Source organism: Streptomyces sp. NPDC002476 (genome assembly GCF_042889785.1).
In the GTDB taxonomy this organism is placed as follows: Bacteria; Actinomycetota; Actinomycetes; order Streptomycetales; family Streptomycetaceae; genus Streptomyces.
The window spans coordinates 1-12,868 of record NZ_JBIARH010000023.1; the positions used below are offsets into that span (position 1 = coordinate 1).

General features: G+C 68.2%; 12 protein-coding genes. 4 read left to right on the forward strand and 8 right to left on the reverse strand.

The features are described from left to right. Positions 1–194: 194 nt before the first annotated feature. Positions 195–2,369: an NACHT domain-containing protein gene (locus ACFYXM_RS23950; RefSeq protein WP_389292189.1), complete on the reverse strand. Its 2,175-nt coding sequence runs from the start codon at positions 2,367–2,369 to the stop codon at positions 195–197. Positions 2,370–3,519: 1,150 nt separating this feature from the next. On the opposite strand from ACFYXM_RS23950, the gene ACFYXM_RS23955 reads away from it, so the two are divergent. Both ACFYXM_RS23955 and ACFYXM_RS23960 read left to right on the forward strand, forming a co-directional pair. Beyond that, a complete protein-coding gene (locus ACFYXM_RS23955; protein ID WP_389292190.1) occupies positions 3,520–4,080 on the forward strand; it encodes a hypothetical protein in 561 nt (186 codons plus the stop codon). Continuing rightward, positions 4,077–4,547 (forward strand): replication/maintenance protein RepL, encoded by a 471-nt coding sequence (locus ACFYXM_RS23960; protein WP_389292192.1) that lies wholly within the window; start codon positions 4,077–4,079, stop codon positions 4,545–4,547. Before ACFYXM_RS23955 ends, ACFYXM_RS23960 begins: the two co-directional genes overlap by 4 nt. 446 nt (positions 4,548–4,993) lie before the next feature. On the opposite strand, the gene ACFYXM_RS23965 is transcribed toward ACFYXM_RS23960, so the two are convergent. From ACFYXM_RS23965 to ACFYXM_RS23995, 7 genes are all read right to left on the reverse strand, one after another. After that, entirely contained in the window at positions 4,994–5,560 is a 567-nt protein-coding gene (locus ACFYXM_RS23965) for a hypothetical protein (RefSeq protein ID WP_389292194.1), read from the reverse strand. Then, complete coding sequence (locus tag ACFYXM_RS23970) at positions 5,557–6,576, reverse strand: AAA family ATPase (RefSeq protein ID WP_389292196.1); 1,020 nt, start codon at positions 6,574–6,576, stop codon at positions 5,557–5,559. Before ACFYXM_RS23970 ends, ACFYXM_RS23965 begins: the two co-directional genes overlap by 4 nt. Further along, positions 6,573–8,636, reverse strand: a complete 2,064-nt coding sequence (locus ACFYXM_RS23975) for a Mu transposase C-terminal domain-containing protein (protein ID WP_389292197.1) — start codon at positions 8,634–8,636, stop codon at positions 6,573–6,575. The genes ACFYXM_RS23970 and ACFYXM_RS23975 overlap by 4 nt, the downstream gene beginning before the upstream one ends. Next, a complete protein-coding gene (locus ACFYXM_RS23980) occupies positions 8,633–9,382 on the reverse strand; it encodes a TnsA-like heteromeric transposase endonuclease subunit (RefSeq protein ID WP_389292199.1) in 750 nt (249 codons plus the stop codon). Before ACFYXM_RS23980 ends, ACFYXM_RS23975 begins: the two co-directional genes overlap by 4 nt. Positions 9,383–9,546: 164 nt before the next feature. Beyond that, a complete protein-coding gene (locus ACFYXM_RS23985) occupies positions 9,547–9,897 on the reverse strand; it encodes a hypothetical protein (RefSeq protein ID WP_389292201.1) in 351 nt (116 codons plus the stop codon). A 304-nt stretch (positions 9,898–10,201) separates the two neighbouring features. Next, positions 10,202–10,375, reverse strand: a complete 174-nt coding sequence (locus ACFYXM_RS23990; protein ID WP_389292202.1) for a hypothetical protein — start codon at positions 10,373–10,375, stop codon at positions 10,202–10,204. Positions 10,376–10,426: 51 nt separating this feature from the next. Continuing rightward, positions 10,427–11,134 (reverse strand): hypothetical protein, encoded by a 708-nt coding sequence (locus tag ACFYXM_RS23995; RefSeq protein ID WP_389292204.1) that lies wholly within the window; start codon positions 11,132–11,134, stop codon positions 10,427–10,429. Between the two features lie 183 nt (positions 11,135–11,317). On the opposite strand from ACFYXM_RS23995, the gene ACFYXM_RS24000 reads away from it, so the two are divergent. Both ACFYXM_RS24000 and ACFYXM_RS24005 read left to right on the forward strand, forming a co-directional pair. Continuing rightward, positions 11,318–11,836 (forward strand): hypothetical protein, encoded by a 519-nt coding sequence (locus tag ACFYXM_RS24000; protein ID WP_389292205.1) that lies wholly within the window; start codon positions 11,318–11,320, stop codon positions 11,834–11,836. Positions 11,837–12,052: 216 nt separating this feature from the next. Further along, entirely contained in the window at positions 12,053–12,814 is a 762-nt protein-coding gene (locus ACFYXM_RS24005; RefSeq protein WP_389292207.1) for a hypothetical protein, read from the forward strand. Positions 12,815–12,868 lie beyond the last annotated feature (54 nt).

The window sequence follows — 12,868 nt, forward strand, 5'->3', positions numbered from 1 at the left end:
ATCTTCAGGAGTCCACACAACCCCCGATGATCACGCGGTGGCCGTACCCGTTCCCAGCCGGGTCCGCGACAAGATCGCGAAGTCAGACTGGAGTATTAGCTGGCCACCACGATTCGACGATCCGCTGTCCTCGGCAACGGCTTCCCCGCAAGCGCACGACACAGCCGGACAACATCCCAAGACCACGCGGCCGATCATGGTTGGCGTTGTGCGAGGTGGCGTTGGAGGTCGAGGTGACGGAACTGGTAGACCGCTCCTGCCTGCCGTAGTACGCCCCGCCGCTCGTGCGCGTCGGCCAGGAAACTCATGAAGCGCCAGGGCACACGTCCGCGTGCCGCCAGTCGGATCCGTGTTACCAGGTACTCCATCCACACCGACCGAGCGAGTCCCAGCATGAAACCGATAGGAAGGCCCAAAGCCAGGCCGAATGACAGTGAGAGCACGAGTGATACCGCTACCCCTTCCAACGGGAACCCCCACCAGAGCTCAAGGGCTTGTACAAGAAGCAACGCGAGCGTGCCCGCGAGTCCGCCTGTGACAGTAATGACCGAGTAGGTACGTCTGTCCTGAGTCAGGATCGCGCCTGGCCGCACTGCCTTGGCCAGTTCGGGGTGCACGGACCTGAGGCCGCCCAGCAGCACGAAGGGGAGCCCGGCGCTAAGTCCGACTACTACTCCGTAGTTCAGCCCAAACTCGGAATTTGGGATCCCGAGCGTGGCTCCGAAGACGAGCCCCGGGACGAGTCCGATTAGCCACGACTTCCCTCGCCAGCTCCAACGGATCTGCGAGCTTGGCTGTTCTGTTCTCGAAAGCCAGCCGACCAATGCCGCCGCTACTGCGCAGGTGAATCCGTAAGCAAGCCCAGCCAGGACGACAAATGTGAATTCAGATTCAAACGTGAATGGTTCCAGGTACACGAGCAGCCCGAGTGCGATGCAGGCTGAAAACCCGCTCATGAGTCCGGCAATGAGCCCGAGCATGAGCGCCCTTCTGGGCTTGGGGAGGGCTTTGGGGAGTTGCCACCAGGCGAGGTTGGGGGTGCCGTGGAGTGTGTGTTGGAGGTGGTGGGCGAGGAAGGTGAAGGTGTGCTGGGCTTGTTGGGCATTCCAAGGTGTGGGCTGGTCGGGGTGGGGGCGGTAGGCGGCAGGGATGAAGGCGGAGAACAGATGGGTGTCGATGTCCTGGCGGGTGGGGAAGCGGGTCTGGTCGAGGAGTTCGTCGGGGTCGGGCAGGTCGGGTAGGTCGGGTAGTTGTTCGTCGGGGCGGGGGTTGTAGATGGTGCGGGCCAGGAACAGTCCGAATGGGGTGCTCAGTGCCTGGGAGACTGGGGCGGTGGTACCCAGTGACGTGGTGACCCGCCTCCAACGGTTTGCGGCCTTCGTGCCAGGACCGCCGGCGTCGCGCTCCAGGTAGGCGAGCGCTTTTACGGGGTCCAGCGGGAGGAGACGGACGCCGGCAGCTCCGTTGAGGAGCACCGTCACCCCTGCTGATGTGGTCAGGGTGCTTCGGTACTCGGTGGTGCGGCTGGAGAGAACCAGCGGCTGCCGGGTCGGCAGTGCCTGGTTGATGGCGTGCAGGGCCAGGGCCCGCAGGCTTTCGGGGAGTTCGTCCAGGCCGTCGAGGATGGGCAGGATCAACCGCTGTTGAAGGAGGGCGCGGGCCTGGGTACTGGCCTTGGTCTGTGAGGGATCGGCGAGGGCGGGAGCCCTCAGGGCGGGGTGGTCTTGGGTGAGTTGTTCGGCCATCCACGTGTACAGGTCCTGACGGGCGGGGTCCCAGGAGGCCAGGGGAAAGAGGACCGGGACGGGGCCGCCGGGCGGGCGGTGTTCGAGCAGGGCCAGCAGCAGGCGAATGAGTAGCATTGTCTTACCGGCACCGGGCTCGCCGAGGACCACCAGGCGGCGGGTGGGCACGCGCTCGAAGACCTGGATGATGTCGCCCCCCTTGCCGGCCAGCCCTGCCGGGCTGAGAGCCCACGCGGAGTCGGCTTCGGGGGACTGGCCGGGCCAGTCCTCGGCCAGCTCCTTCAGATGCTTCCACGATTCGACGAGGTCGGCGTCGGTCGCCTCCCACGCGACTGGCAGCGGGAAAGGGTCGTTGAGGCGGCGTAGCTGGGCCTCGGCCTCCCACTGCTGGCCTACCCCCTGGGCGAGCTGGTCGGCCATGTCCCCCAGATGGGTGGGCGCTGGCCCGATCTTGCCAGGGCGGAGCACTGCGACTATAGCGGCGGGCAGTGCGAGCAGGGCAGTGAACGCGGAGACCACGGTGACCAGATAGTCGACCTTGTGGCCGCGTGCGATGTACCACGCCAGAAACGCCCCAACCAGGGCGACATAGAGCAGTTCGACCTGCTTCGGTAAACGTCTCACATAGGGATCATGCGGGACCCTGGACAGCGTTCCCGGGATTTGAGGTCGCGCACGCCGCCAGACCGGTAGGCGATGTGTGTCCGCCCGGCCTAGGGAGGTGGCAAGGTTTGCGCTGGCTCGGCGAAGGGTCTTTCCTCGCCCCTGTACTTGCAGCGGCGCTCCCGGGCACTGGCGCCGAGGGTCGGCAGCTCCTCAGCCCTGGCGGGCTTGCGGTGCCCCGACGGGGTGGCCAGTGGCCACGGGCGACCAGCTGGTCAGTTGGGGCCTTCAATGCCGAAGCGTGGCTGAGACCGGGAATTGGTTGCCGTGACACACGCGCGCCTACTCGTTCGGGCGAAGGCATCGCCGTGGCTGACGTTCGGTGGTGCCAGTAGAGAACGGGCCGTAGGAGCTGACGACCTAAAAGCAACTGCATTGGCCGGCGAAGGCCCCTGGCACCACCGACTCCGGCCCACGACGCATTCACCCGATCGGAGGGTTCAAGGTGAGACACCACCCAGCCCTCCACGCCTCCGTCCGTTCCGCACGGACGATGCGATTACCGCAGGTCCTTGCTGGCTGAGACACCGCAACTGTTCCTAAAGTGCCGCTGGTGCCGCCTACGGTCCGCACCCACATCACGGAGCCGCACGCGAAGCTGCCTCAGCCGCGTCCGGAGACCGAGGCGCAGCAGTTGGCGGGCTGCCGGGGGATGGATCCCCGCTCGCCTGCTGCCACCTTGCCGCTGCATGGGGCGGCTGGAGGGCGTAGCGCGGGCCGTAGGGGGCGGGCCTCTAAAGATCAGATAGGCGCGGTGCCGTGACCTGCGGAAACGCGAAAGTTCTATTGCCCTGCACGCATAGATCGTGGTCGCGAGGCCGGAGATGTATGCGGCTTAGCCGACTAGATCTCTCCTGGCTAGTGCCGCATCAGGCAACGTTTGCCCCGTCGCGACGTCGGGCACGCGCTCTCGCTGCACCAGCCGAAAGCCCAAGTACGTCCAGTACAAGGACTTCCGGCCGGCACACCGAGAGCACGCACCCCACGCCGCTCCTTGACGGGCAAACGTAGCCTGCCGCGGCACTAGAGACACACCGGAAGTGAATGGATCTCACGCATAACATCACTCATGAGGTATGTTATGCGCCTCAGTGATCATGGAGGGAAGTCAGTGGCCCAGCCCTTGAGAAGCAGTGCGCCGGCGCCGTCGAGGACGTCGTCACTGGCTCCTGCCCCCGAGCCGGAGCGGGACTACGTAAACGGCCTTGAGTCCGCCGCTGCGCTGCTCAACAAGTTCAAGGAGCTGTCCAAGGGCGGGACGTTCACCTACGACCGCAAGCGCCGTCCTTACGCCTTCTACGGGACGAACCACTCCAGCGTCTCGGACGTGCTGCAGGCGAACCTGTGGAAGTTCCGGCTGACGACGGTGGCCCGGGACGTGCTGGACTACATGGTCACGCACCACGACAGGCAGGCCCTGGTGAAGACCACCCAGGCGAAGCTGGGCGAGCACTTCTGCTGCTCGCAGACCAAGGTCAGCAAGGCCATCGGGGAGCTCGCCCGACACAACTTCACTTGGAAAGAGAAGCGCGGGCTGTACCGGCTCAACCCGCTCTACGCTTATGGGTGGGGCAGCGACCATCACCGGGAGCTGGTCGTGTCGCTGCAGAAGGTTCTGCTGGAGCACCAGATCGAGATTCCGACGGTCGGGAAGAAGGAGACCTCGCGATGAGCAGCACGATTGCCGGATTCCACAACCCGCAGCTGTTCGAGGTCCTGCCCAACGCGTGTCTGTCGGCGACGGCCCGGGACATCTTCGATGTGCTGACTGCGCGCCAGGAGCCCGGCGGCCTGGTCCACATCCGTCAGCAGGAGCTCGCCCAGCGCCTGGGGTTGTCGCAGTCCGCGGTCTCCCGCGCGATCGGGCAGCTTCGCGACAAGGGCATCATCAGCGAGCGGCAGCGCAAGGGCACGCTGCTCATCCACCCGCTTCTGGCTGGCTACGAGTCGCTCGCCCACATGACCAACCACCTCGAGGCCCCGGACACGCACGTGTGGCCCATCAACTTCCCCGTCGGCGACATCCGCCCGCCGCGCGTGCGCGACGGGCGCACCGGCACCGACTTTGACCCCGACCCGGACGGCGGCGAGGGCGCGCCCGCCCCCGAGGCCCGGCCCGCCCTCCGGCTAGCCGGCTGAACCCGAGCCGCACATCGCGCACCACCACGGCGCCCCCCGACCGGGAGGGCGCCGTCGCCGTTTCCGGCCGGTGCCGCACCCGGCCCGTAGCGCCAGGCGAACCGGACCGTTCCAGATTTCCGGAACAACCCACGGCCCGCCGATCCGCCGCTGCTGCCATCGAGTCGTTGCAGTAGCTGCCCGTCGCTGCACGAGCGCGCCGGCCAGCCGCACGAGCAGCACCCGTGTCCCGCCTGGCCCATGCAAATGCTGCGCTGCACCCGCGACACCGCCCTGCTGCAACCCGACAACCACGACCAGGACCACGGAGCAGCACCCCGGCGACGACCGTTGCTACCCACCGGGTAGCAACCTGCTGTCCACTCGGCGAGCAGCACAACCAGGAGCAGCGGGTGACCTCTGACAAGTGATCTTGACCGTTTGCCAGGTGAGTTTGACCGCCCGGATCAGGTGGATTCGTCCTCGACTGCGTCCGGGTTCTCGTAGAGGGCCAGCTCTGCTTGTTGCGCGCGAACGTTTCTGCCGTGGCAGCGGGGTGAACAAGCACTGCGTGGGCTGACCGCGGGCCGGGTGAACTGGGCTCCGCAGCCGGGGCAGGGCAGGACTTGTTTCTGGTCCGGGAGGATGCCGTTGCTGGAGGGTGCGCTCTTCAAGAGATCGTCTCTGCGCCGGCATCGGGCCGAGCACCACCAGGGAGCCGGGCCGGCCTCGACGTTCGGTCTGGGCGGGCGGCCGCAGTACTCGCAGAGCAGGAGGTCCGGTGGCGGTGGTGGCGTGCGTTCCAGGACTTCTCGAAGTTCAAGGGGGTCGCGTCCGGTTGCGGCGGCGAGGCGGGACCAGCTGAGGGTGCCGCGGTAACGGGGTGGGTCGCAGAGGCAGGTGTGCAGGTAGCCCGGCTTGAGGTAGTTCGCCGTGGCCAGGCGGGCGATGAAGGACTGGGCGCCTTCGCAGGGCCGGGGGAAGACCTGGATGGGCAGTTCCACGATCCGCAGGACCAGCGGGACTCGGCTCACGTTCTGGCCCGCTTCGGCCGAGGGGCCTGCGTGGTGGCCGTGACGTCGAGAGGAATCGCTTCGAGGCCGTCCCGGGTGATCTTCTCGGTGCCGGTGAGGATGGCGTCGATCGCGGCTCCGCGGATCTGGTGGGAGAGGGCGCCGATCATGCCGCCGGTGCGGTCGTGGAGGTAGCGGTCCAGGTCGGCGAGGGTTCCCGGCTTGTGGTGGTGCAGCAGCAGGGTGTCCTCCATCGTCTTGACCAGGCCCTTCCACTCGTCGTTGTAGGGGAAGGGGTGGGTCGGGATGAGGGTGAAGCGGCCGGCGATCTGGGCTCCGCGGGTGCCCGAGAGGATCGAGCTGTGCTCGATGTCGATCCCGGCGTAGATGAACGTCGCGGGGATGCGCTCGGAGAAGTACTTCAGGGTGTCGGAGACCTCGGCGCCCTGGCGGGTGCTCAGGGAGATGTTGTGGACCTCGTCGACGATCACGAGGCCGGTGCGGGCGGTGGTGCAGACACCGACGACGGCCTCGATGATGTCGGTGGTGTTGAGCCGGCGGTGCACCGGCAGGCCCAGGAAACGCGCGAACTCCGCGGCGATCATGCGGGCGGTCGCCGCGGGCGGGACGGTGATGTAGAGGACCGGGATGCGGCCGTGGGCGTCGGGGTGGACGTGGCGGTCGTTGAGCTCGTGGGCCAGGCCGAGCTGGGTGAGCGCGATGGTCTTCCCGGTGCCGGCCGGGCCGGAGACGATCAGGCCCCGGCGGGCGCTGATCGCGTGCCGGTTGAGCATGACCAGGCGGCGGCCCGTGGTGACGGTGTGGCGGACGGTGGAGGTGGCCACGACCATCAGGCGGGCGTGGTGGTCGATGCGCAGGTCGTCCAGCTTCAGGCGGGTTGCCTTGGGCAGCTTGGCGTACGACTTCGGCGACGGCGCCGGTATGTGGGGTGGCTTCGGGCCGCCGGCCACGAACCGGCGCCAGCCATCCTTCGTGGTCAGGTGCTGCCCGGCGTCGTCGGTGTCCGGCAGCGTCATCGTCGTCTCCAGGGATCTTCGAGCGGGTCGAACAGGCCGAGCGGGATCACGTCGGCGAGCTTCTCCTCGGCCTCCGGTTCGGGTGCGGGGGCGGGCTCGTCAGCGGTCTGAGCGGGCAGCGGGGTCGACGGCCCGGCCGCCTTGGTCCGGGCGGCGACCCGGCGGTCGCGCCTGGTCGCCTTGGGCTTCGGTTCGCCCGCCGGTCCGGCGTGGGCCCGGGTGAGCAAGGAGGCGACCGCGTCGGTGATCTCCGCCTCGGTGGCGCCGGGCATCTGGTGGCTGACGTGGTCCCAGGCCAGATCGCCGAACGGCACCGGTGCCCGGTGGAGCTGCTTCCAGGTCGCCTGTATCCACGGCCGCCCTTCGCCGCGGTGGTCGCGTACCCAGATCTGGGAGACGTCGTAGGGGTCGCGGTGGACCTCCCAGAGCCCGCGCTTGGCGCGGATTCCGGAGTCCTGGCGCCGTATCGGGGTTAGTCCGGGGCTGTCGTAGATGCGGTTCTTGACCCGGATTCCGTAGTCGTTGACCGCCCGCCAGTCCGAGGGCAGCAGCTCGACGTAGTCGTCGCCGGTGAGCGCGACGGGGACGTAGCCGCAGGCCTCGACCAGCGCCGCGTACTTCTGGTTCGGGGTGAACAGCCGGCCCGGGTGGGCGGGGTCGCGCAGGCCGTCGTGCGGCCGGTTCTGCCAGTGGGCGATGATCCACTCGTCCAGGAGTTCCTGCAGTTCCAGCAGGGACCAGATCCGCTCGCGCTCCGGGTGGCGGCTGCGGTGGTCCGCGCTGCGTCCGGTGTAGCCGGGCAGGAACTGGACGAACAGCGTCGCCACCGAGCCCAGCATCGACTCGATGTGGCCCTTCTCGAAGCCGGAGCCCTTGTGCGCGGGCTGGAAGTCGATCTCCAGGAACCGGCAGGACGACTTGAAGTTCCGGGAGATGAACGCCTTGCCGTGGTCGCAGACGATCATCTCCGGGACGATCACCGGGCGAGCCGCCGCGTGCTCCAGGCGCTCGTCCAGGCTCAGGAGCCGGCGGTGCGGCAGCACCGAGCGCGACATCCTCAGCACGTCCGCCCAGCCGGGCCGCATCAACTCCGGGGTGACCGTGCGGGCCAGCAGCACGCTCGCGTCGACCGCCTTCGTGGTCGGCCGCAGCACCGCCGCGGTGAGCGTCCGCGTGGCCACGTCGATCATGGCCGTGAGCTCGACCCGGCCCGGGACGCCATCATCCAGCAGGACCATCACATCCAGCGGGGTCGAGTCGATCTGCATGACCTCGCCTGGAGCGAACGCCGGGAGCTCGCCGAACGGGGCCTTCGCCCCGTGGGCCTTGGAGCGGCGGGTGCTCGCCGCGCTGAAGGTGTGGGTGCCGTCGGTCAGCTTCGCCAGCAGCCGGTAGAGGGTGCGCTCGGAGGGCACTTCGAGATCCTGAGTCCCGGAGGTCTCGCGCAGGATTTCGCCGGTCCGCCAGAGGATGAACGATCCCGTCCTGGTGGAGGCGTCGACGGCTTCGCCGATGGCCGTGCGCATCGCTGTCACCACCCGCTCGTCCACCGAGCCGAACGCGGGCCGCTTCGCGGCCTGGCGGTGATCGACCAGGCCCAGCACGCCTTCGGCCTGGTAGCGGCGCCGCAGGTTGGCGACCGCGCTGGCCGACACCTTGGTCCCGGCCGCCGTCAGCTCAGCGGCCTTGGCCCGCTGGCGGGCCGTCAGCGAGCGGTCCGGACCGTACTCCGGCCGCGGCGTGGTGTCCGGACCGGCCTCCGGAGGCCGCCCGTGCAGCACTTCGAGGATGTGCCCCTCCCACCACAGGGCCTTCTCAACCGCCTTGGCCGGGAAGGTCTCCAGCCGTGACGAGGCCGGAAGCGGCATCCGGACCGGGATGTCGATGACGGCGAAGTCCGCTTCGCCCGTCAGGTCCTCCACCGCCATGACGCGCTGGCCGGCCTCCGTGTCCGTCAGCGTCACCGTCCTGGCCGTCACGCCCACCACGGCGCGGACCTGCCCGGCGAAGCGCACCCATGCGCCGACCTGGATTCCGACCGGCCGCTGCAGCCCGCTCATCGTTCTCCCCTCGTCGTCACGACGAGGCTGTCGGATGACAGCAGCCCGCCCTCAAGATCGGCCCTCAGCACGCCGGACCACAGCAGGTGGAACAGGACCGGCAGCACCAGCAGCGGGTCGCCGACTCCCTCCGCCCCGGGCCTGAGCTGGGCCGGCTCCTCGAACACCCTCAGCAGCCGCTCGGCGACGTCCGCTCGCGCGCAGCGGCGCCGGCGGTAGCGCGACAGCCACCGCACGTTCGCCATCATCACCGGGTCCGGCTCGCCGACGCGGGCGAACTCCCAGCCCACCGCCTGGCAGGCCCGCTCGGTCTCCTCGAACGACTCGGCGGCCGCCCGGTCGATCCGGTCGCCTGCCCGCACGTCCACGACCCGGCCCCGGCCGTCTCCCAGCCGCACGAAGAAGTCGGGCGCGTGCCGGCGCCGCCGCTTCCCGTCGTACCAGTGCAGCCAGAACGGCTGCGACGCGATCCCGACCACGTCGGGATCGCGGTCCAGCAGGATCAGCCAATCCCGCTCCAGCCACGACTCGTAGCCCACGTGGGCGCCCACCGTGGTCGAGTAGTACAGACCCGCGAAACTCTCCCCGCCCTTGGCCCAGCGGAACTCCCGGACCGGATCGGCCGCCTCGAACCGACGGTTCCAGCCCTGGCCCAACGGCAGCCGACGGCGCTGCCCGGACTCAACAAACCCCAGCTCAAAGGCCGACAAGACGGCATCGCCGTATGCCAGCGCGGCACCAGTCACGGTCTCCCCCCACCAGACGAGACCCACCGGTCAAGATCAAGTGGCAGAAACCTACTGGTCGTCAAGATCACTTGGCAAACGAGCAAGATCCCCTGTCAGAGGTCAGCGGGATCCCGTCGCCGCAGGCCCCCGGCTCGCACCTCACACCCTCACACCGCACCCGTTCACCTGGGGAAACGGGCTGTGAGGCTTATAGGAGCAGCCGGGATCGGTGGTCTACACAGGACGGTTCCGTGCAGGGCGCGGCGGTCGCCGGGCATGGCGTAGCGGCGGGCGGCGAGGCCGTGGTCGAGGGGTTCGCCGATCTCCTCGCACAGCAGCGCCAGGACGTCGGCGGCTGCGGCGTCGGAGAGGTAGGCGGGGGCGACTTCGAGCATCAGCTCCCCGATTGCGTACGTGCTGGCGGCGAGGTCGTCGACGACGCGGCGCAGCGCGGTGCCGGTCGGGTCTGCCGGCGGTTCGGCGGGCGGTGGTGGCGGGGCGGTGCGGACGTCGCGGTCGGCCTGGCGGACCATCGCGTGCACGGTGGATTCGTCGAGGGTCTGGAGGCCGCTGTGGGCGAGCGTGGCAAGTCGGTGGGTGATCAGGGCTGCGACGTCGTCCGCGCGGCTGGAGACGGCGATCAGGGCCCGCTGGGAGAGGCCGTAGTCGAACGCGGCCGGGGTGTCTCGCGTGTGAGACGAGGTGGTGCGAGCCGTGACGGCGGCCTGGATGGTGCCGAGGGTGCGGGCAATCTCGAGGAGCCGGTACGCCTGCGCGCGGCTGATGCCGAACTCGGCCTGGCAGTACGTTTTCCCACGAGGTGAAGCCGAGGGGCAGTCACACCCGGGCGGTGTGTGCGTCGCGGACGCGGGCGGCGAGCACCGCCACGGAGCGCCGGACGTCGTCCATCGCCTCGCGCAGCCCGGCCGTGATCTCCCGGGCGCGGGCCGCGGTGAGCGGCGGCCGCGCCGGTTCGACGGCGTGCTTCTGGTCCTGGTCGTGCTCGCCCACGACTCCATCGTCCCGCGTGCCGACGGGCTGGACCAGGGCGTGGCCGCTGCCTTACAGGGTCACTGCCTGGCTGACGCCTGCTTCGGAGTTTTTGAGGTACCAGTTGATCTCTAGGGGTGTCTGTTCGCAGATTTCGATCAGGGGCTCCAGCATGCCGTCGTACATGGGGTCCATATTCGGAGGGCTGTGGTCCGTCAGTCGGCAGGACCATGCTTCCTGTTCAGTCATCGGCCGTGCGGGGTCCGCGGCCCGGATGTCGCGGTGGGTGTAGTGCAGCCTGGTGAGGAGTTCTTGCCGTTCTTCCGCGGCCCTTTTCCAGAAGGAGGGGTGTTTCCGGGCGCTGAGAAGCAGTTCGGTGGGAATGGACAGTGCTCTGCGCAGCTCTTCAAGGGTGGGTTCCTCGCAGAGTTTGTCCACTCTCGAAGCGGAGAGTGCCGGGGCACCGGTCACCACCCGGTCAAGGACCATGATGCCGAGGACTGTGTGGGCGCTGGCGTAGCGCCAGGCTGTCAGGCCCAGCTGTCGTTCGTAGCGGTAGGCCCCTGAGTGTGCGTCGTTGATGGCTTCGACGTGATGCTGGAACGACTGTCCTTGGTCGTACTCCTCGGCGGTTTCCATCTGGGCGCTGAGTCGGTCCGCGAGGACGATCGCGGAGCGCCACTCCGCCTGGCTGGCGTTGCATGCGCGGTACAGGGAGCGCAGCGCTTGCACTTCCGTCGTCGTGAGCGGTGCCGAGTCGGATAAGTCTGGGAACCGCACGGGCCCTCCCCTTTTGCTTTGCGTGTTGTACGGGATCGGCAGGCTACCCGCAGTCGGGAGACCGACGCAGGGCAATGACGCAGCAGGCGCCGCGAGGGCGCAGCGCTCATCCGGCCTCGGCGGCAAGGTCGCGGTTTCCCCAAGGAGATCCCTTGCGGCTCGTCGTCTCACTACGGTCGGATCATGACCAAAGACGGCGTAGTCGTGGACGAGGCGGTCCATGCAGCGTGGGACTCGTACAGGGTCTTGGAGAAGCGCACTTCCATCAAGGAGCGCCAGCAGGCGCAGCAGAGGGTCAAGGCTGCGATGGACACTTATGGGCGTGAGGAGGTGTCCCGGGGCACGGTCTTCCTGGTGGGTGTGCTGACTGGTCATCTGATAGCTGAACAGGCCGACGGGGAGGATCGTCTTGATCCGCTCAGTGATCTGATCCCGGCCGTGATCCGCAGGCTCCCCGCCTTCGAGATGGCCGACCCGGCTCAGGTTCCGATGGTCACCGGCGTCCTGATGGCGGCGGCGATGGGTATGGACGCCGTGGCGTGGCGTGACCAGTTCGGGCAGATCTCGCCGAAGGAGGCTCTGGTGCACAGCTTCGTGCTGTGGCTGCTCGCCGATCTCTTTGACTCGTTGGTCGAAGAGCCGGGCGCCATCGACGGGCTGATGCGGGAGACCTTCGACTCCATGGCCGCCAAGCACCGCTGACATCGAGGGCGCGAAAGCACTGGGGCCAGCCCCGCCTCACAAGGCTCACACCCGTGGCCCATGCCCGTCTAACTAGGAAAACGGGCTGTGAGCCTTATAGACGCTCACAGCGTGACACCGTGGGTGTACGGGCCTGTCACAGGAGCGGAGTGGCCCGAACGTGGGAACTGGGCTGTGGTGCCGCGTCGTGTACCCGTCGTTCGCGTTCTTCAGAGCATGAATCTGGTAGTCGAAGAGGCCGCGGTAACCATCAAGACGCTGTCGGTGGGCGGCAAGCGGATGTCGAAGACGATCTACAGCCAGTTGCCTCAGCGCAGCCCCTTGAACGGTCGCGATTGCACGGTGCAGGGCACGCTCTGGGGAACAGTGATCGATCCCAAGTGCTGTCACCGCATGAGCGGCCGGGAGCACTGGCACGTCGTGTATGAGCACAGTGGCGAGCTGGCGGTGTGGTGGCTGCGGCAGGGAGCGAAGAACGCGCCCTACAACCTGATCGCTGGTGGCCCGTACGAGCCGGGGTCCCACGTCGACAGGGATTTCCTGGACGCCTGCGCGCTGGACACGCACCGAGGCTCTCCCGGCTTCTTCCAGGGCCGGGTGTTCGATCTGATTCGCGACGAGCAGGTCGCGATGACGATCGAGGAGACCAAGGTCTACCTGACGTGCTCGCCCGCCCTGCTGCGGCTGCGGGCCGCCAGGAGGGAACACGCCGCCGCCGAGCAAAGGGCTTCGGCCGCCGCGGGGTGGCCGTCCGGAAGCCTGGGCGACTGGCGTTCCGAAGCTGTCGACAAGGCCGGACAGGAACTCAAGGATGCCGGGGAGAACCTGGCGCGGCTGTGCGAGGAGCGTGAGCGCAGCACCCAGGACCTGTATGGCAACCTGGTCGCGGACGTTCGCCGCATCAAGCAGGCTCGGGGGAACTACGCAGTGGCCCTGGACACGGTAGAACGGCTGCCCCAGCTCTTCCTGGGAGCCTGAGCCGACGGAGCGGGGCATGGGCTGCGCGGCTTGCCTGGCCGTCCCCGGCCATGA